Here is a 19116-nt window from a genome sequence, read left to right as displayed (position 1 = left end):
CGAGAAATCCTCGACAGCCGCGGCAACCCCACCGTCGAATGCGACGTGTTGCTCGAGAGCGGCACCATGGGCCGCGCCGCAGTGCCCAGCGGCGCCTCGACCGGCTCGCGCGAAGCGATCGAACTGCGCGACGGCGACAAGACGCGCTACCTCGGCAAGGGTGTGCTCAAGGCGGTGGAGCACATCAACACCGAGATCAGCGAAGCGGTGCTCGGCCTGGACGCCTCCGAGCAGGCCTTCCTCGACCGCACCCTGATCGACCTGGACGGCACCGACAACAAGGCGCGTCTGGGTGCCAACGCCACCTTGGCGGTGAGCATGGCGGTGGCACGCGCCGCGGCCGAGGAATCGGGCCTGCCGCTCTACCGCTACTTCGGCGGCATGGGCAGCATGACCTTGCCGGTGCCGATGATGAACGTGGTCAACGGCGGCGCGCACGCCAACAACAACCTCGACCTGCAGGAGCTGATGATCATTCCGGTGGGCGCACCGAGCTTTCGCGAAGCGGTGCGCTGGGGCGCCGAGACCTTCCATGCGCTCAAGCAGATCATCCACGACCGCGGCATGAGCACGGCGGTGGGTGACGAAGGCGGCTTTGCGCCCAATGTGGCCAACCACGAAGCGGCGATCCAGATGATCCTGCAGGCCATCGAGAAGGCCGGCTACCGCCCCGGCGAGCAGATCGCGCTCGGCCTGGACTGCGCCGCCAGCGAGTTCCACAAGGAAGGCCGCTACAGGCTCGACGGCGAAGGCCTGCAGCTCAGCGCCGAGGAATGGACCGCGATGCTCGCCGGCTGGTGCGACAAGTACCCGATCATCAGCATCGAAGACGGCATGGCCGAGGCCGACTGGGCCGGCTGGGCGCACCTCACGCAGGTGCTCGGCAAGCGGGTGCAACTGGTCGGCGACGACCTGTTCGTCACCAACACCAAGATCCTGCAGGAGGGCATCGACAAGGGCGTGGCCAATTCGATCCTGATCAAGATCAACCAGATCGGCACCTTGAGCGAAACCTTCGCCGCCATCGAGCTGGCCAAGCGCGCCGGCTACACCTCGGTCATCAGCCACCGCTCGGGCGAGACCGAAGACTCCACCATCGCCGACATCGCGGTGGGCACCAACGCCGGGCAGATCAAGACCGGCTCGCTCTCGCGCAGCGACCGCGTGGCCAAGTACAACCAGTTGCTGCGCATCGAAGAAGACCTCGGCGACGTGGCGGTGTACCCGGGCAAGTCGGCGTTCTACAACCTGCGCTGAAGCCCGTGCCGTGCCGCCACCGTTCGCGCCGAAGTAGCGACGCCGCCGGCCTCGCCTGAGCATGCGCCTCGTCACCTTTGCGCTGATCGCCCTGCTGGCCCTGGTTCAGGCCGAGCTGTGGTTCGGCAAGGGCGGCCTGGGGCGAGCGATGGGCTTGCAGTCGCGGCTGGTCGAGCAGCAGCACAAGAACGCGGTGGCGCTGGCACGCAACGAGCGGCTTGCCGCCGAAGTGCGCGACCTCGAAGTCGGCCTCGAGATGGTCGAGGAGAAGGCCCGCTTCGAGCTGGGCATGGTCAAGCCCGACGAGATCTACGTGCGCGTCGCGCCGCGGCGCTAGGCCGGGCCCACCGCTTCGTGCTCGCCGCATTGGTCGACTTTCTCAACGCCCCGGCCCTTGCGTTCGGCGCTGTTGCGGCCAGCCGGGCCGAGCTGCTGGGCGCCGTGCTCGGCGTGTGGATGGTGCTGTGCAACCTGCGCGTCAACGCGCTCGCCTGGCCGCTGGCCATCGCCAGCTCGCTGCTCTACCTGCCGGTGTTCTGGCAGGCGCGGCTGTATGGCGACGCGGCGCTGCAACTGCTGGTCGTGGCAGTTGCGTGCTGGGGCTGGTGGCAGTGGCTGCGCGGCACGCAGGATGGCGGCGCGCCGCTGGCGGTGCATTTCCTGAGCGCACGCGGGCGCCTCCTGGCGCTCACGACGATGGCGCTGCTGTGGCCCGCCACGGCGCTGCTGCTCACGCACACCACCGACACCGACGTGCCCTGGTGGGACGCCTTCCCCACCGCCGGCAGCGTAATCGCGCAGGTGCTGCTCGGGCGCAAGCTGGTCGAGAACTGGCCCGCCTGGTTGGTGATCAACGCGGTGGCGATCGGACTCTTCGCCTACAAGGGGCTGTGGTTGACGGTCGGGCTTTACGCCTTGTTCGGGCTGCTGTCGCTGGCGGGCTGGCGTGCGTGGAGCCGGCTCGCGGCGCGCGCCGCGCCCGCCACGTGAGCCGCTGACGAGATGGGGCCGATCATTGCGTTGCTCGGTGCGGAGAGCACCGGCAAGACCACCCTGGCGCTCACGCTCGCGCGGCAGCTGCGCACGCTCGGCCGCGAGGCCACCGTCGTGGATGAATACCTGCGCGAGTTCTGCGACGCCGCCGGCCGCACACCGCACCGGGGCGAGCAGGCGTCGATCGCCGCCGAGCAGGCGCGGCGCATCGAGGCGGCGGCGCAGAGCGGCAAGGTCGTGCTGGCCGACACCACGCCGCTCATGACCGCCGTCTACAGCGACTTCGTGTTCGGCGACCCGAGCCTCTACGCGAGCGCGCTGGCGTGGCAGCGCCGCTGTGGCTGCACGCTGCTCATGGGCATCGACCTCGCCTGGCAAGCCGACGGACTGCAGCGCGACGGACCCCAGGTGCGCGCGCCCATCGACGCGATGGTGCGCGGCGCGCTTGATTCGGCCGGCCTGCCCTATGCCGTGGTGTACGGCAGCGGTGAGGCACGCACCGCGGCGGCGCTGGCGGCGTTGCGCCCGCTGCTTGGCCTGCCGATCGCTGCAGGAGCAACGGCCGGCACGCCGGGCGGCGCGGCGCCAGCAGCCGACGAAACGATGCCCCGCTGGCTCAGCCGCTGCCGCGAATGCCTGGTGCCGGGCTGTGAACACCTGCAGCGGCTGCTTCCTTCGCCCCCTCGCCACCATGACCGAAGCTGACGACGCGCCGGCACCCATGCCCGCCCGCCCGATCCGCAGCTTCGTGTTGCGCGCCGGGCGCATGGGGCCGGGGCAGGCACGCGCCCTGGCCGGTCTCGGCCCGAAGTTCGTGCTGCCCTTTCAGACCACGCCGCTCGACGCCGCCGCCGTGTTCGGCCGCAGCGCACCGCTGGTGCTGGAGATCGGCTTCGGCATGGGCGACGCCACCGCGCACATCGCCGCGGCGCGTGCCGACACCGACTTCATCGGCTGCGAGGTGCATGCGCCGGGCGTGGGCGCGCTGCTCAAGCGCATCGGCGAGCAGGACCTGCACAACCTGCGCATCGTGCAGCACGACGCGGTCGAGGTGCTGGAACAGATGATTGCGCCGGCAACGCTGGCCGCCGTCCACGTCTTCTTTCCCGACCCCTGGCACAAGAAAAAACACAACAAGCGCCGCCTGATCCAGCCGCCCTTCGTGCAGCGCCTCGCGGGCCGCCTGGCACCGGGCGGCTACCTGCACTGCGCCACCGACTGGCAGCCCTATGCCCAGCAGATGCTGGCCGTGCTCGGCGCCGAGCCGGCGCTGTCCAACACCGCCGAGGCCTATGCGGACAAGCCGGCGTACCGGCCGCTCACCAAGTTCGAGAACCGCGGCATCGGGCTCGGGCATGGGGTGTGGGACCTGGTGTTCGTGCGGCGGTAAAGCGCACGTCGCACAGCTGCTTAAACAGGAAGCGGTGTGCGATCCACTCCGCTCGCGCCATGACACACTGACCGTCCTTGCGCAACCCGGCCTGCGCCGTTGCGGAGCAAGGCCACCGCGCCCCGCCCAGGCCCGTGGCTGCGAACCGGAACAACGCTTGCCCGCAACCGGGCTGTTCAACGTCCTGCCAGGCCCGACCTTCATGCTGATGACGCCTCCCGCCCCTCATCCACTGCTCGAATGCGGCGTCGCCGTGCGCGCGCCGGGGCGGCTGCACCTGGGCTTTCTCGACCCGTCGGCGTCGCTCGGGCGGCGTTACGGCAGCCTGGGTCTGGTGGTCGACGGCTTCGAGACCGTCGTCGAGTTGCGGCGCGCCGAGACGACGGGCTTCAGTGCGGCCGATGCCCCGGCGCAGGCCGAAGGCGAACGCGCCCTGGCCCACATCGCGGCCTTGCAGCGCGCCACGCAGCGCAGCACGCCGCTGCACCTGCACCTGGCGCGCGTGCTGCCGGCGCATGCCGGTTTCGGCTCGGGCACGCAGCTGGCGCTGGCGGTCGGGCGCGCCTTCGCTGCCTTGCACGGCCTGGACCTTTGCACCTCGGCATTGGCGCGCCTGCTCGGGCGCGGTGTGCGTTCGGGCGTGGGCATCGCCGGCTTCGACCGCGGTGGCCTGTTGCTCGACGGCGGGCCGGGTGAAGACGGCCGCACAGCGCCGCTGCTCGCACGGCTCGAACTGCCCGGCGACTGGCGCGTGCTGCTGGTGCTCGACCCGAGCCTGCGCGGCCTGAGCGGTGCGGGCGAAAAAAACGCCATCGCGAGCTTGCCGGCGTTTGCGCGCGGCGACGCCGCGGCCGTGTGCCACGAGGTGTTGATGCGCGTGTTGCCAGGCGCTGCGAGCGGCGACTTCGCGGCGTTCGCGGCCGGCTTGAATGAAGTGCAGCGCCGCGTCGGCGGGCACTTCGCGCCGGCCCAGGGCGGGCGGCTCTACATCAGCGCGCGCGTCGAGCGTTTGTGCCACTGGATCGCGCAGCATGGCGTGGCCGCCACCGGCCAAAGCTCCTGGGGCCCGACCGGCTTTGCCATCCTGCCCTCACAGGCCGAGGCCGAGCGGCTGCTGGCGCAGGCCCACGCGAGCGGCGCGGTCGATGCCGCGCTGCTCACCACCATCGTCGCCGCGCGCAACATCGGCGCGAGCGTGCAGCCGCTCGATTCGTCCTTCACTTGCTGATCCGACCCCACCTCACCTCACCGAGAGATCCCACGATGGAACGCCCCTACATCCTCCACATGTTCACCCCGGGCAAGCAGATGAGCCCGTTCGACATCAACATGGCCGCCGACGCCGGCTACAACCTGCTGCCCACCTACAGCGAAGTCACGCTCGACAACGTGACCGGCCTGACGCAGGACGCGATCTTTTCGCGCGGCCCCAAGGGCGTGCTGCGCACCGGCATCTTCATCGGCGGGCGCGACGTGCTGCTGGCCGCCGACATGCTGGACGCGGCCAAGAAGGCGATGCAGAAACCCTTCGTGGTCTCGGTCATGGCCGACCCGAGCGGCTCCTACACCACCGCCGCGGCGATGGTCGCGTGCGTGGAGGCGCAACTGCGCAAGGTGCACGGCACCGACCTGGTCGGCAAGCGCGTGGTCATCCTCGGCGGCACCGGTACGGTCGGCCGCATTGCCGGCGTGCTGGCGCAGCAGCTCGGCGCCGAGGTGAGGCTGTCCAGCCGCAAGGGTGCCGCGGCGGCACAACACTGCGCCGACGAGACCCATGCGCGTTTCGGCAGCCCCATGAGCGGCGTCTCGGGCGACAGCGTGGAGACCATCCGCGCCTCGATCGCCGAGGCCGACGTGGTACTGGGCACCGCCGCCGCCGGCGTGCAGGTGCTCAGCGAGGCCGACCGCCATGTGGCAACCCGGCTGCTGGTGGCCGCCGACGTGAACGCCGTGCCGCCCGAAGGCATTGCCGGCGTGGACGTGATGGACAGCGGCAAGCTGCTCACCCACCCGTCGGGTACCTGCAAGGCCGTCGGCATCGGCGCGCTGGCCATCGGCGACGTGAAGTACCAAACCCAGCACCGCCTGCTCGTGCGCATGCACAAGTCCGACACGCCGCTCTACCTGAGCTTCCCCGAGGCGCTGGCGGTGGCGCGCGAGGTGCTGGCGGCCAAGCCGGTCTGAGCGATGCGCCCGACGCCGGCCAAGCGGGCCGCGCCCGAGCCGGCCACCGACGCCAGCCGCCCAACACTGGTGGTGGCGGGCCGCTCGGCGCGGCTGCTGGCCGAGGCCGCCGTGCGCGACGGCTATGCGGTGATCGCACTCGACTGCTTCGGCGACCGCGACACGCGGCGTGTCGCGCGCCAGTGGTGGCCGATCGGCGACGCGGGCGGTGGCGCGCCGCTGGATGCGCCGCGCACCTTGGCCGCACTGGAGCGCGCCGCGCGCGAGCCGGGCGTGATCGGCTGGGTGGCGGGCAGCGACTTCGAGTGCGAGCCCGACCTGCTCGAGCAAGGCGCCGCGCGGCTGGCCTTGATCGGCACGGCGCCCGCGGCGGTGCGGCGCGTGCGCGATGCGCGGCGCTTCTTCGCATTGCTTGCAACGCGCGGCTTCGCCCACCCAGAAACCCGCTTCGACGCGCCGCCCGCGCCGCAAGGCTGGCTGCGCAAGCACGCCCGCGGCAGCGGCGGCTGGCACATCCGCTGCGCGAACGATGCGCCCGCGGCGGACGCGTCGCGCGGCATGTATTACCAGCGCGAAGTGGCGGGCACGCCGATGTCGGCGCTGTTCATCGGCAATGGCAGGCACGCGCGCCTGGTCGGCTGCAACGAGCTGATCGTGCGGCCGCTCGGCGCACATCCGCATGTCTTTCGCGGTGCGATCTCAGCGGGCGAGCTGCCGGCTGCGCAGCACGCGGCGCTGCTCGGCATGCTCGACGCACTGGCGGGTGAGTTCGAGCTGCGTGGCCTTTGCAGCCTCGACTTCATCCGCACCGAGGACGGGCGGCTCTGCCTGCTCGAAATAAACCCGCGGCCTTCGGCGAGCATGGCGCTGTATGCCGATCTGCCTTTGCTGCGCGCCCATGTCGAGTCCTGCCGCGAGCACACGCTGGCGGACCTGGCGCCAATGCCGGCGGGCACCGTGCGCGGCAGCGAAATCGTGTTCGCGCGCCAGGCCTTCGAACTCAGCGCCGCGCAGGCCCAGGCGCTGGCGCAACGCGACGATTGCCACGACCTGCCCGCCGCCGGCAGCCGCTTCGCTGCGGGCGATCCGGTGTGCAGCGTGCAGGCCGACGGCCCCGCTGCGCAAGCCGTGCGCGAGCGCCTGGCCGAGAAGCGGCAGGCCTTGCGCGCGCGCTGGGCACTTGAAGCCTGAACAGAAATCAATGACCTCCGAAAGACGACGATGAGCGAATCCACCGCCCCCACTCCAGCCTTCTCTGCCAGCCCCATCAGCGTCAATGCCGGCGTGCTGCCGCTGCTGCGCCGACTCGTCGCCGAAGCCGACCGCCTGCGCGTGGCGGTCACCCGCGACACCAGCGGCGTGACCTTCGTCGATGCCGGCATCTCCGTGCCCGGCAGCATCGAGGCCGGCGTGCTGATCGGCGAGATCTGCATGGGCGGCCTGGGCAAGGTCAAGCTCGCCGCGCAGGGCGGGCCTTTCGATCAAGGCTGGCCGACCTGGCTCGAGGTGAGCAGCAGCCAGCCGGTGCTCGCCTGCCTGGCCAGCCAGTACGCTGGTTGGAGCCTTGCCGCGAGCAAGGAAGAAGCCGGCGGCAAGAAGTTCTTCTCGCTCGGCTCCGGCCCGGCGCGCGCGCTGGCGGCCAAGGAAGCCTTGTTCGCCGAACTCGGCTACCGCGACCCGATCACGGCCGACGCACGCAGCGGCGTGCTGGTGCTCGAAGTCGACCGCGTGCCGCCGCCGGTGGTGGTCGAGAAGATCCTGCGCGACTGCGGCCTGCAGCCCACGCAGCTCACCTTGATCATGACGCCCACCAAGAGCCTGGCCGGCACCACGCAGGTGGTGGCGCGGGTGCTCGAAGTGGCGCTGCACAAGGCGCACGAGCTGCACTTTGCGCTGGAGCAAATCGTCGACGGCGTGGCCAGCGCCCCGCTGCCCTCGCCCGGCGCAGACGGCCTGGACGCGATGGGCCGCACCAACGACGCCATCCTCTACGGCGGGCGCGTCCACCTCACCGTCGACGCCGACGACGAAGCGGCGCGTGGCTTGGCCAAGGCGTTGCCCTCGCTCAATTCACGCGACTACGGCCGCGGCTTCGCCGACATCTTCAAGGCCGCCGAATACGACTTCTACAAGATCGACGGCGCCCTGTTCGCGCCGGCCGAGGTGTGGGTGTCGAGCCTGAGCTCGGGCAAGACATGGCATGCGGGAAAGATGAACCTGGAATTGCTGCGGGGGCAGTGGCTGGACGAGGCTTGAAAGTCGCCCTCTTCACCGACGAAACCGGCTGGCACACCCGCCAGTTGCAGGCCGCCTTGCGCGCGCGTGGCGCGGAGGGGCGGTGCATCGACCTGGCCGATTGCCGCATCGACACCACCGCGGCGTGGCACGGCCTGGTGATCCCCGGCTTCGGCCGCGAGCTGCCCGACGCGGCGCTGGTGCGCGGCATTGCCGGCGGCAGCTTCGAGCAGGTGACCAAGCGCCTGGGCGTGCTGCATGCGCTGCGCGAACTGGGCGTGGCGATTTACAACGACGCGCGCGCCATCGAGCGCAGCGTCGACAAGTCCATGACCAGCCTGCTGCTGCACGCCGCGGGCGTGGCCACGCCGCCGACCTGGGCGCTCGAATCGGCTGCGCTGGCGCAGCGCCTCGTCACGCGCGAAAGCGCGGCCGGCCATGCGCTGGTCTTGAAGCCGCTGTTCGGCTCGCAGGGCAAGGGGCTGCAACGCGTCGGCCGGGTGGACGGCATGCACCGCGCCCTGCCCGCCCTGAAGGCCTACGGGCAGCTCGCCTACCTGCAGCGTTATGTGCCGGCGCAGCAGCAGCCCGGCTTCGACTGGCGCGTGTTGGTGGTCGGTGGCCGCGCCGTCACCGCCATGCGGCGCATCAGCGACCATTGGGTTCACAACGTGGCGCAGGGCGCACGCTGCGAGCCTGCGGTGTTGAGCGACGAGCTCGCCACGCTGGCCGAGCGCGCCGCCGCCGCGCTGGCCATGGACTACGCCGGCATCGACCTCATTCCCACGCCCGACGGCCCGCAGGTGCTCGAGGTGAACGGTGTCGCGGCCTGGCAAGGCCTGCAGCGCGTCACGCGCTTCAACATCGCCGCGCTTCTGGTGGCCGATCTGCTCGAACGCCGGCTGCCGCAAAGCGGCGCGGTCAGGCGCGCGTGAACCGCCGGGTCGCGACACGGCAGCAGGGCGTCGCTCGCGACGCCCGGCACCCGACACCCGGCGAGACCAGCGTGAGCGTCGTGCCGACCCCAAGCGCCCGCGCCGCCTTTCTTGGCGCCTGCGCGCTCGACGTGGCGGTGCGCAAACCCGGCAACGTGAGCGCCGTCTCGCCCGGCCACGGCATGGACGCGGGGTTGTTCCTCGCCAGCGCCCGAGCCGCCGAGGCGGGGCTGTTCGTAGCCGGTGCAAGCGTGGGCGAACGCATCGAAGCGGCCGTCGCCGCCAGCTTGGCGGTCGCCGGCTGCAACACCAACCTCGGGATCGTGCTGCTATGTGCGCCACTGGCCCTGGCGTTCGAGCGCGGCGGGCCGGCGCGCCGGGTGCTGCAAGCCGTGCTTGGCGAGCTCGCCCTGAGCGACGCGACCGCGGCCTTTCGCGCCATTGCCGCCGCCCGCCCGGGCGGGCTGGGCCGCACCGACATCGAGGACGTGTCCGCACCGCCCACCGTCAGCCTGCTCGAGGCGATGACACTCGCCGCCGGGCGCGACCGCATCGCCCGCCAGTACGCCAGCGGCTACGCCGACCTGTGGGAGATCGGCCTGCCGGCCCTGGCCGCCCACGCCACGCCCACCGCACCCGGCCGAGCGCCGAGCGCGCGCGCGGTGCAGGCGCTCTACCTCGCCTTCCTCGGCCGCTGGCCCGATTCACACCTTGTTCGCAAGTTCGGCACGGCGGCGGCACAGCGTGTCACCGATGAAGCGGGCCCGTGGCTCGCACGCGCGGAGCAAGGCGAAGACCTGGAGCGCGACCCTGCTTTCGCCGCCTGGGACACGAGCCTCAAAGCCCGCGGCCTCAATCCCGGTACCAGCGCCGACCTGGTCGTAGCAACACTGTTCCTCGCTGGCGCATCCAGTGTGGTCAAATCCGGCCCCGACCCTGCTTCCCCTTGATTGCAGCGGCGGCGCGGAACGTGTAAGTTATCGGCGGTACTGGCACGACGCCCAGTGCTATTTTTTTTGCAGAACGCAACGGAGACTCAACATGGCAAAGATTGACCGGATGATGGTCGGCGAATCGCTCGTCGGCGACGGCAACGAAGTGGCTCACATCGACTTGCTCATCGGGCCGCGCGGAAGCGCCGTCGAAAGCGCGTTTGCTCACGCGCTCGTCAACAACAAGGATGGCTTCACCTCACTGCTCGCAGTGGTGGCCCCCAACCTGCTGACGAAGCCTGCGACCGTGATGTTCAACAAGGTCACGATCAAGGGCGCCAAGCAGGCCGTCCAGATGTTTGGCCCGGCCCAGCGCGGCGTGGCCATGGCAGTGGCCGATTGCGTCGAAGACGGCACGATCCCGGCCGACGAAGCCGACAACCTGTTCCTCTGCGTCGGCGTGTTCATCCACTGGATGGCCGAAGACGACAAGAAGATCCAGGACTACAACTACCAGGCCGTCAAGGAGTCGATCAAGCGCGCCATTTCCGGCTCGCCGACCGCCCGCGAAGTGGTGGCCAAGAAGGGCAGCACGCCCCACCCGTTCGCCGCCAAGTAAGCCTTTGCCCGCACCTGCGGGCAAAGGTCGCGAACAACAAAAAGCCGACCGGGCGACCGGTCGGCTTTTTTGTTGTTCCCGCAGTGCCTGCAGGGCCACCCCAGGGGCACTGAGCCCGATCGCCTCGGGGCAATGAACGAAGCGAGCCTGGGGGCTCCTCAACGCAGGCCGGGCGCCGTGCCCGCGCCCGTAAGGCTCGGCAGCGGCGTGTCATTGCGGGCGTCGGCCTGCGTGTCGCGGCGGCGCTCGATGGCCACGCCCACCGCTTCGACGTCGTCGAACTTCCTCGGCTTGGTGACCACCACCCGCACCCAGTGCGCGCCGAACTCGCCGACCAGGATGTCGGCCACCGTCTCGGCAAAGGCCTCGAGCAACTGCAGCCGGTGTTCGCGCAGCAGGCGTTGCAGGCGCTCGCGCACCTGGCCGTAGTCGATGGTGTCGGCGATGCGGTCGGTGTCGCAGGCGCGGCTGCGTGGCAGCCCGGCGGTGAGGTCGATGCGCAGGGTCTGCGGGCGGTGCAACTCACTGTCGTGGATGCCGATCACGGTCTGGCCGGTGAAGCCCTCGATGAAGATCAGGTCCATCGGCTGGGCGTCGGCGTCGGGGCCGGGCGGAGCGAGATGCGGGCGGTCGGCGATCAAGGCGTTCTCCTGCGGAAGAAGGGGCGCGGCGCTCTCGCGTGACGCTCTGGGGTCGCATTCTCGGAGCGGCAGCTCTAGAGCAGCCGGCAGTCGCGCCGCCACCGAGGCGATTCTGAAGCAAGGGTCGCTCCCGCATGCGGGTCGGCACTGCCGATATGCTCGCGCACTCGCCCGCTCGCCCCCTTGCCCGGCCCCGCCGGCGCGACCGCTCGCGCTCGTCAGCACTCGTTCTCCCTGCCCGCTTTTCCATGGAACACATCGTCTTTCTCACCGGCCGGCTGGCCGAGCCGGGGCTCGGGCGCGTGCTGGCCGGCATCGAGCCGCCGGCCTTCAGCTACGAAGTGCGCGAGATCGGCCTGCAGGTGGCCGGGCTGATGACCACCGACATGGTCAAGCGCCGCGTCACGGCACCCGTGGTCACGGCCGGCAGCCAGGCCAGCGCGCCGCGCCCGGCCGACCGCTTGATGCTGCCCGGGCGCTGCCGCGGCGACGTGACCGCGCTCGCCGTGCACTTCGGCATCCCGGTGGAGCGCGGGCCCGAGGAAATGAAGGACATTCCGCGCCACTTCAACCGCGCCGGCAAGGCGATCGATCTGGACGAATACGCGGTTGCGATCTTTGCCGAGATCGTCGACGCACCGCGTCTCACGGTCGCGGCCATCGTCGCGCGGGCGCATGAGCTCGTGCGCGACGGCGCCGACGTGATCGATCTCGGCTGCCTGCCCGCCACGCCCTTTGCCCACCTCGAAGACAGCGTGCGTGCGCTCAAGGGCGAAGGCTTCGCGGTGAGCGTCGACTCGATGGAGCCGGGCGAGCTGCTGCGCGGCGGCCGTGCCGGCGCCGACTACCTGCTCAGCCTCGCGCTCGACACCTTGTGGGTTGCCGACGAGGTGGCCTCGGTGCCGGTGCTGATCGGCCGCGAGCCGGCCGACGAGGCCTCTTTGTTCCAGGCCATCGAGACCATGCAGGCGAAGGGCAAGGCGTTTCTGGCCGACCCGATCCTCGACCCGATTCCGTTCGGCTTTACCGCCTCGGTGGCGCGCTATCAACGGCTGCGCGAGCGCTTCCCCGACGCACCGATCATGATGGGCGTGGGCAACCTCACCGAGCTGACCGAGGCCGACACCAGCGGCATCAACGCTCTTCTGTTCGGCATCTGCGCCGAGCTGGACGTGGCCGCCGTGCTGACCACCGAGGTGAGCGCGCATGCGCGCCGCGCGGTCGCCGAGGCCGACCTGGCGCGACGCGTCATGCACGCGGCGCGCACGCACCGCATGCTGCCCAAGGGCCTGTCGGACGCGCTGATGACGGTGCATGCGCGCTACCCCTTCCCGGACACGCCGGCCGAGATCGCGGCCACGGCCAGCGCGGTGCGCGACCCGAACTTTCGCGTGCAAATTTCGGTCGACGGCATTCACGTCTACAACCGCGACGGCCTGCGCCTGGCGCAGGACGCGTTCGCGTTGTGGCCGCACTTGAAGCTCGAGACCGATGCCGCGCACGCCTTCTACATGGGCGTCGAACTGGCGCGCGCGGAGATCGCCTTTCAGCTCGGCAAGCGCTATGTGCAGGACCAGCCGCTGGACTGGGGCGTGGCGGTGGCGCGCGCGCCCGACGATGCGACGGCGCAGTGCGCGCCGGGGACGACCTTGACGCATCGAAGCGCCGATGCGCGCGCGGCGGGCTCCCTACCCCAGCCCTCTCCCGCCGAAGCGGGCGAGGGAGCAGTTCCTCTCCCCCCGACCACGTCAGCCGCGCTCGTGGCTCCGTCTCCCGCCCAAGCGCAAGGGGCAACGGCCGCACCCTCCCCGGCCAGCGCCGCCGCGCCCGTGGCTCCCTCTACCGCCCCGGCGGGCGAGGGCGGGGGTGAGGGTCAGCGCCCAGCAACGAAATCGCCCAATGAACGACCAGATTTTTGAGACCGTCGTCACCACCGTCGACGCAGGCGGCCAGCCGCATGTCGCGCCGATGGGCGTGCGCTACCGCGGCGAGCAGGTGATCCTGATGCCGTTTCGCCCCTCGACCACGCTCGACAACATCGCAACCACCGGCCATGCGGTGCTCAACCTCGTGACCGACACGCGCGTGTTCGCCGGCAGCGTGACGGCCAGGCTGCTGGGGCGGCGCGACTGGCCGCTGCTGCCCGCCGAGCGCATCCACGGCGTGCGGCTCGCCATGGCGCTCGGGCATGTGGAGCTGACCCTCGCGCACCAGAGCGACGACCCCGAGCGGCCGGTGCTCACGCTGGCGCGCCTGCACGCGGTGCAGCACGCGCCCTTCATCGGCTTCAACCGCGCCCAGTCGGCGGTGATCGAGGGCGCGGTGCTGGTGAGCCGGCTGGGCATGCTGGCGCCGGCCAAGGTCGATGCGGAACTGGCCTACCTGCAAATCGCCATCGACAAGACCGCCGGGGCCGAGGAGCGCGAGGCCTGGGACTGGTTGCTCGAGGCGGTGGCACGGCACCGCGCGGGCGACGCCGCCAGCGCAGCCAGCAGCAAGGACGCCTCGGCATGAAGCTGTTGGTGAGCGTGCGCAGTGCGGGCGAAGCACTCGCCGCGGCCGGCGCGGGCGCCGACTTCATCGATTGCAAGGAGCCGAGCGCCGGTGCGCTCGGCGCGCTGCCGCTGGTCACGGTGCAGGCCGTGGTGGAGGCGCTGCGTGCGGCGCGCACCGGGCGGCCGATCAGCGCCACGGTGGGCGATTTCGCACCCGGGGCGCTGCAGGCGGTGCTGGAGCGCGCCGCTGCGACGGCCGCCTGCGGTGTCGACTACGTCAAGGTCGGCATCGCGCCGGGCGACGCCGCGCTGCTCGACGCGCTGGCGCAGTGCCGCTTTGCGGTCGTGCCGGTGTTCATCGCCGACGACGGCCTGGACGGCGCCCTGCTGGAGCGCGCGCTCGCGCTGCCCTTTGCCGCGCTCATGCTCGACACCGCCGACAAGGCGCGCGGCAGTCTGTTCGACGTGCTGAGCGAGGCGAGCTTGCGCGGCTTCGTCGAGCGTGTGCAGAGCGCCGGCAAGCTGTGCGGTCTCTCGGGTGCGCTCGGCACCCGGCACCTGCCGCAGCTCGCGCGCCTGGGGAGCGACTTCGCCGGCTTTCGCAGCGCGGTGTGCGAGGGCAGTCGCACCGGCGCCCTCGACGCCGAGCGGGTGCGCCGTCTGCGCGACGACCTGCGCGCGGCGACCACGCCGCCGCTGGCTCGGGCACTGTAGGGGCTAGGGGCGACAAGCCAGGCTAGCGTCCTGCAGCAGCGCGCGCGCCCGGCCGAGCTCGCTCTTGTGCATCAGCTCGATGGCACACGCCGCAGCGCGCGCACGAGCGGCAAATTCGCCGTCGAGCACGCCGGCCTCGCCGAGCTGCGCGAACGACTGGCCGGGCTCGATGGCGCAGGACTTCACCACGACGAGTCGATCGGCGCCCAGCCGCTCGGCCAGCCACAGCGCCAGGCTGTCGGACGTGACGCCCCAGTGCGTGATGTCATCGGGCGCGCTGCGCAACAAATCCAGCGGCTGCCACAGCGCCGGCTGGCCACTTTGCAGCAGCTCGCGCATCCGCGCCTCGTTGTCGGCCAGCGGCAAGGCGGGGCACAGGCCGTGCAGCAAGGCCGCCGATTGCGCCATGCCGAGCACCGCCATGTTGTGCGCGGCCAGGTCACCGAGCTGCCAGCGCGCCTGCGCCTTGCGCGCCTGGTCGGCAAAGCCACCGCCGCCCGGCACGACGATGACGCGCCCGCCGCCCAGCTCGGCCAGCAGCGCCAGCCAGCGCGGCAGCAGCGCGTCGCGCTGCAGGCTGCCGCCGAGCTTGACGACCCACATCAGCGCGCCCCTCGCTCGAGCAGCGCCGGTGGCTGGCGATCTCGCGCGCGATCAGGCACTGCGCATCCCCCGCGCGAGCAGCAGCGCGACGGCCACGCTCGGTGCGGCCACCTGCATCCAGCGCTCGAGCGTGTCACCCGCACCCTCGCCCGTGCTCACGTCGCGGCCCTGCACCAGCGCAGCGAAGCGCCGGTGCGGCCGGCCGAGCTGCGCAGCGAGCGCTGCGGCCAGGAAGTCGCCGCAGCCGGCGCCGACGATGGGCGCATCGGCCGGCAGCCCGGCCGCCGCGATAACACGCTGCAACTGACCGCCGATCTCGGCGAGCTGCAGCGCGCGCCAGGCGTGCGCGAAGGCGAGCCAGTCGGCGTCGCTGGCGTCGCGCGCGTCCAGGCCGATCATGCGGGCCAGGCGGCGCCGCGTGGCGAGCGCGTCCTTGGCCGCACCGTCGGCGCTGGGCTGCAGGTCGTGCGCCGGGTCGAGCTCGGCGGTGAGGCGGTAGACGTCGGCGGTGGTGGCGAAAAACTCGTTCATCACGTTGAACACGCGGCCGCCGTGTGCAATGCGTGGCGCCAGCGCGCACAGCGGCGTGCGCACCACACCGTGGTAGACCAGCTCGCCGCTGGCCAGGCGCACCGCGTCGCTTTGGCCCTGCATGCGCACGCGAGCGCCGCGCACGGCGATGAGATCGGTGGTGGTGCTGCCGATGTCGACCAGCACGCCGGCATCGATCGAACGCGCCACCAGGTCGGCGCTCGCATGCCAGTTGGCCGAGGCGACCGACGCCCAGTGCAGCGGCAACTCGGCCAGGTCGCACCAGCCTTCGGCGCCCGCGTAGAAGCGCAAGCGGCCCTCCAAGCCCGCGGCCAGCGCCGCGCCAAGCCGCAGCACACCGTCCTCGCGGTGCTCGAACAAGTCGACCATCTCGCCGGTCATGGTGAGGGCATGCGCCGCACCGTCGGCCTGCGGCCAGCGCTTGCGCGCCAGAGCGAGCGAGCGCTGAAGGTGGTCGAGCCCCAGCCACAGCGGACAGGCCCATTCGCAGGCGTCGCGCACCACCGCCGGCGCTCTGCTGCGCTCCACCAGGCAGGCCTTGACGTGCGCGCCGCCGATATCCCAGCCGACGATCCACTCGGAGCCCGCCGGGCCGCACTGAGCGCTCGCTTGGTGCAAGGGCAAAGGCGGGAGCACCGGGGCCCGATCAGGCTGCGACATCATTCACCTCCTCATGCAGCGCCAGGATTTCTGCGGCCAGATTGCGCCCGAGCGCAGCCGACAAACCCACGTAGGCCGAGGTCAGGCGCGGGTTGACTTCAATGGCGACCGGGCCGTGCGTGGCGTGCCACACCACGTCGATGCCGACGAAGCCGCGCAGGCCGTCGATCGCGCCGTGGACGGCGCGCGCCAGCTCGGCCAGCGGCGCGGCGCGCGGGTCGTCCAGCGCCATCTGCCGGATCGCCACGCCCTCGTCGTGCAGCCGGCCTTCAGCGTCGATCGCGATGCGCTGGCGGTTGATGGCGAGCAGCTCCGCGCCGTGCGGCCCGCACAGCAGCGCGAGGCTCAGCGCCTCGCCGTCGACCCAGGGCTCGAGCGTGGCCGAGGCGCCGCGCGCGCGACGTGCGGCGAGGTCGGCGTCGGCGCGGTCGCGCGTGTCGTGGCGTCGGGTGTCGACGGTGCCGGCGCCGTCATCCGGCTTGACGATCCATCGCGTGGCCTCGGGCTCACAGGGAAACGCCAGGCCGCTCGCGGATTTCCTTGTCCCCCTTGGGGGGCCTGACGCGTCGCCGCAGGCAGGGGGGCGCTCAAAGGCCAGCGGCGTGGCCAGCCCGCACGCTGCCAGCCGCGCGAGCGTGGCGCGCTTGCTGGCGCACAGCACGATTGCCGCCTGCGTGCAGCCGATCCAGGCGCGCGGCGCCACCGCGCTGGCCAGCGCCGCCAGCACGCCCTCGCTCTCGGGCGCGACCACCCAACACCAGCGCTGCCGCGCGGCCTCGCGCCGCACGAAGTCGGCGATCGATTCATCGTCGCGCGGCGCGCCATCGCCCGCGCCGCCGGCCCAGCGCAGGGCCACGTCGGGCAGGCTCGACAGGTCCTGCACCAGCGCATCGCGCATCGCTCGGCCGGCCGCGAGCAACGCCGCCCCGTTGGCGCCCGCCAGCACCCGGCCGAGGCCACCGCCGCTGACATACTCGAAAACCCAAACGCCGCTGCTGTTCATCGTCATTGCTTCAACGTCATTGCATGCACGTCATTCCCGTCATCGACCTGCGGCACGGCCTGGTGGTGCGCGCCGTGCGCGGCGAACGCGCCACCTACCGGCCCATCGAGTCGGCACTGGCCGGCAGTGCCGATCCGCGGGTCGTGGCGCGCTCGCTGTGCGGACACTGTGCCACCGACACGCTCTACCTCGCCGACCTCGACGCGCTGCAGGGCGGCGCGGTGCAGCTCGGCGTGATCGCGGCGCTGCTGCAAGACCGGCCGGCGCTGCAACTGTGGCTGGACGCCGGCTTCGTCGACCTTGCCGGGCTGCATTCGACCCTGGCCGCGCTCGGCCGGCTCGCGGCGCGCGTGACGCCGGTGCTGGCCAGCGAGAGCTGGTGCTCGCTCGACGAGTTGCGAGCGGCGTGCAGAGTGCGGCTCGACGCGCGGCCATCCAACCCGGCGCAGCCCGACGCAAGCAGCGCTCAGCCGCTGCTCTCGCTCGACCGCCGCAACGGCGTGCCGCTCGACCTTGCGGGCCTGTGGCGCGCGCCGCAGCACTGGCCCGAGCGCGTCATCGTGATGAGCCTGGAGCGCGTCGGCAGCGACGGCGGGCCCGATCTCGAAACGCTGGCCGCGGTGCGCGCCACCGCGCCACGGGCCACGCTCATCGGAGCCGGTGGCGTGCGCCACGCAGGCGACCTGCGGGCAGCCGCCGAGGCCGGCGCGAGCGCCTGGCTGGTCGCCTCGGCGCTGCACGACGGACGTCTCGACGGTGCAGCGCTGCGCAGCCTCGCCACCGTCGCAGGCGTGCCCGGCGCCGCGTCGATTGCCACAGCCCCGGCCGCACTTCTTCGCAGGCTTGATGCAGCACCCGCTGCCACGCCGGGCCTCGCCCAGGGGCCGGCAGCGCCGACGCGCAGCGCCGCGGCGCCCGCGGTCGCGCAGGGTCACGGCATAGACGTGCCGAATAGGGCAGCCGCTTTGCGCGACACTGCCGCGATGACTTCGACACAAGCCGTCAACGCAGTGCCCTGGACCTGCCCCTTCTGCCCGCTCTTGTGCGACGGCTTCGCACTCGAGCGCCGCGACGCCGGCTACGCACTGAGCGGCAGCGACTGTCCGCGTGCCGCCACCGCCTTGGCGCGCTTCACCAGCGCGCCAGCGCCGACTTCATGCCTGATCGACGGCCAGCCGGCCACGCTCGATGCCGCGCTGGACGCCGCCGCCCGCGTGCTCGCCGCGAGCCGCCAGCCGCTGTTCGGTGGCCTGGGCACCGACATCAGCGGCGCGCGCGCGCTCTACCCCCTGGCCTGCGCCACCGGCGCGATCAGCGACGTGGCGGCGGGCGACGCGCTGTTTCACGGCCTGCGCGCGCTGCAAGACCGCGGCGCCTTCACCACCACCTTGGCGGAGGTGCGCAACCGCGCCGATCTCATCGTCTGCATCGGCGGCTCGCCGCGCGAGGCGCAACCTGAAATCTGGCGGCGCCTGGGGCTGGGCGAGCCGCTGGTGGCGGCGCGCCACGTTGCCTTCGTCGGCGCGCCGCTCGATGCGGCGCTGGCTGCCCTGCCCGGCGTCACCCAGGCCAGCGTGGCGCTGGCCGGCGATCTGTTCGACACCACGTCGCTACTCGCCGCGCTGGTGGCCGGGCGGCGCGTCGCTGCGCCGGCCGACCTGGTGGCGCTGGCCGGGCAACTGCGCCAGGCCCGCTACGCGGTGATCGTGTGGGAAGCGCCGCGTCTGCCCGCACACGGCGCGCTGATCGTCGAGGCGCTCGATCGCATCGTCGCGCAGCTCAACCGCCACACGCGCGCCGCCACCTTGCCGCTCGCCGGCGCCGACGGCGCAGCCAGCGTGAACCAGGTGTTCGCGTGGCTGTCGGGCCTGCCGCTGCGCAGCCGCGCCGGCCCGCTCGGCCT

At 71.8% G+C, this 19116-nt stretch carries 19 protein-coding genes and 1 pseudogene; 16 read left to right on the top strand and 4 right to left on the bottom strand.

Translation table 11 applies throughout. The features are described 5' to 3' along the window. From eno to fae, 12 genes are all read left to right on the top strand, one after another. Nucleotides 1-1257 (top strand): phosphopyruvate hydratase (gene eno, locus RMO12_RS07740; protein WP_309638844.1); only part of this gene is annotated, 1257 nt, incomplete at its 5' end. Between the two features lie 61 nt (nucleotides 1258-1318). After that, nucleotides 1319-1594, top strand: a complete 276-nt coding sequence (ftsB, locus tag RMO12_RS07735; RefSeq protein ID WP_309624179.1) for a cell division protein FtsB — start codon at nucleotides 1319-1321, stop codon at nucleotides 1592-1594. 17 nt (nucleotides 1595-1611) lie between these two features. Then, nucleotides 1612-2247, top strand: a complete 636-nt coding sequence (pnuC, locus tag RMO12_RS07730) for a nicotinamide riboside transporter PnuC (RefSeq protein WP_405029636.1) — start codon at nucleotides 1612-1614, stop codon at nucleotides 2245-2247. Between the two features lie 12 nt (nucleotides 2248-2259). Further along, entirely contained in the window at nucleotides 2260-2955 is a 696-nt protein-coding gene (locus RMO12_RS07725) for an ATP-binding protein (protein WP_309638843.1), read from the top strand. Beyond that, nucleotides 2942-3640 (top strand): tRNA (guanosine(46)-N7)-methyltransferase TrmB, encoded by a 699-nt coding sequence (trmB, locus tag RMO12_RS07720; protein ID WP_309638842.1) that lies wholly within the window; start codon nucleotides 2942-2944, stop codon nucleotides 3638-3640. Before RMO12_RS07725 ends, trmB begins: the two co-directional genes overlap by 14 nt. Before the next feature lie 202 nt (nucleotides 3641-3842). Continuing rightward, nucleotides 3843-4868 carry a beta-ribofuranosylaminobenzene 5'-phosphate synthase family protein gene (locus RMO12_RS07715; protein WP_405029637.1) on the top strand — a complete coding sequence of 342 codons (1026 nt, stop codon included), beginning with the start codon at nucleotides 3843-3845 and terminating at the stop codon, nucleotides 4866-4868. A gap of 35 nt (nucleotides 4869-4903) precedes the next feature. Continuing rightward, nucleotides 4904-5824 carry a methylenetetrahydromethanopterin dehydrogenase gene (locus RMO12_RS07710; RefSeq protein ID WP_309638840.1) on the top strand — a complete coding sequence of 307 codons (921 nt, stop codon included), beginning with the start codon at nucleotides 4904-4906 and terminating at the stop codon, nucleotides 5822-5824. Between the two features lie 3 nt (nucleotides 5825-5827). Then, nucleotides 5828-7015, top strand: a complete 1188-nt coding sequence (locus tag RMO12_RS07705) for an ATP-grasp domain-containing protein (protein ID WP_309638839.1) — start codon at nucleotides 5828-5830, stop codon at nucleotides 7013-7015. Nucleotides 7016-7045: 30 nt separating this feature from the next. Then, nucleotides 7046-8080, top strand: coding sequence for a methenyltetrahydromethanopterin cyclohydrolase (mch, locus tag RMO12_RS07700; RefSeq protein ID WP_309638838.1), 1035 nt, complete (start codon nucleotides 7046-7048; stop codon nucleotides 8078-8080). Continuing rightward, a complete protein-coding gene (locus RMO12_RS07695) occupies nucleotides 8020-8994 on the top strand; it encodes a RimK family alpha-L-glutamate ligase (protein WP_309638837.1) in 975 nt (324 codons plus the stop codon). The genes mch and RMO12_RS07695 overlap by 61 nt, the downstream gene beginning before the upstream one ends. Before the next feature lie 71 nt (nucleotides 8995-9065). Then, on the top strand, nucleotides 9066-9944 hold the full coding sequence (locus RMO12_RS07690; protein ID WP_309638836.1) for a triphosphoribosyl-dephospho-CoA synthase: 879 nt from the start codon (nucleotides 9066-9068) through the stop codon (nucleotides 9942-9944). Between the two features lie 91 nt (nucleotides 9945-10035). Continuing rightward, on the top strand, nucleotides 10036-10545 hold the full coding sequence (gene fae, locus RMO12_RS07685) for a formaldehyde-activating enzyme (RefSeq protein ID WP_309624170.1): 510 nt from the start codon (nucleotides 10036-10038) through the stop codon (nucleotides 10543-10545). Between the two features lie 158 nt (nucleotides 10546-10703). Here the strand turns inward: fae and RMO12_RS07680 are convergent, their stop codons facing one another. Beyond that, nucleotides 10704-11129, bottom strand: coding sequence for a dihydroneopterin aldolase (locus RMO12_RS07680; protein WP_309638845.1), 426 nt, complete (start codon nucleotides 11127-11129; stop codon nucleotides 10704-10706). Between the two features lie 305 nt (nucleotides 11130-11434). On the opposite strand from RMO12_RS07680, the pseudogene RMO12_RS07675 reads away from it, so the two are divergent. The 3 genes and pseudogenes from RMO12_RS07675 to RMO12_RS07665 form a co-directional block, all read left to right on the top strand. Continuing rightward, nucleotides 11435-12847: pseudogene (locus RMO12_RS07675) on the top strand (DUF6513 domain-containing protein); the annotation flags it as partial. 238 nt (nucleotides 12848-13085) lie between these two features. Further along, nucleotides 13086-13700, top strand: a complete 615-nt coding sequence (locus tag RMO12_RS07670; RefSeq protein ID WP_309638835.1) for a DUF447 domain-containing protein — start codon at nucleotides 13086-13088, stop codon at nucleotides 13698-13700. Further along, a complete protein-coding gene (locus RMO12_RS07665) occupies nucleotides 13697-14395 on the top strand; it encodes a (5-formylfuran-3-yl)methyl phosphate synthase (protein WP_309638834.1) in 699 nt (232 codons plus the stop codon). Before RMO12_RS07670 ends, RMO12_RS07665 begins: the two co-directional genes overlap by 4 nt. Nucleotides 14396-14398: 3 nt before the next feature. On the opposite strand, the gene RMO12_RS07660 is transcribed toward RMO12_RS07665, so the two are convergent. The 3 genes from RMO12_RS07660 to RMO12_RS07650 are packed head-to-tail and all read right to left on the bottom strand — an operon-like array spanning nucleotide 14399 to nucleotide 17213. After that, entirely contained in the window at nucleotides 14399-14998 is a 600-nt protein-coding gene (locus tag RMO12_RS07660) for an aspartate kinase (RefSeq protein ID WP_309638833.1), read from the bottom strand. A 51-nt stretch (nucleotides 14999-15049) separates the two neighbouring features. Further along, nucleotides 15050-16168 carry a hydantoinase/oxoprolinase family protein gene (locus tag RMO12_RS07655; protein ID WP_309638832.1) on the bottom strand — a complete coding sequence of 373 codons (1119 nt, stop codon included), beginning with the start codon at nucleotides 16166-16168 and terminating at the stop codon, nucleotides 15050-15052. 28 nt (nucleotides 16169-16196) lie between these two features. Next, nucleotides 16197-17213 carry an ATP-grasp domain-containing protein gene (locus tag RMO12_RS07650; protein ID WP_309638831.1) on the bottom strand — a complete coding sequence of 339 codons (1017 nt, stop codon included), beginning with the start codon at nucleotides 17211-17213 and terminating at the stop codon, nucleotides 16197-16199. Between the two features lie 23 nt (nucleotides 17214-17236). Here RMO12_RS07650 and RMO12_RS07645 point away from each other — a divergent pair. Beyond that, nucleotides 17237-19116, top strand: a 1880-nt coding sequence (locus RMO12_RS07645; RefSeq protein WP_309638830.1) for a HisA/HisF-related TIM barrel protein, incomplete at its 3' end; no start/stop codon positions are given.

The sequence above is a fragment of the Methylibium sp. genome, from assembly GCF_031393925.1.
Lineage (GTDB): Bacteria > Pseudomonadota > Gammaproteobacteria > Burkholderiales > Burkholderiaceae_C > Methylibium.
The sequence above is the reverse complement of the archived record's forward strand: the minus strand, read 5'-3'. Positions and strand labels throughout refer to the sequence as shown.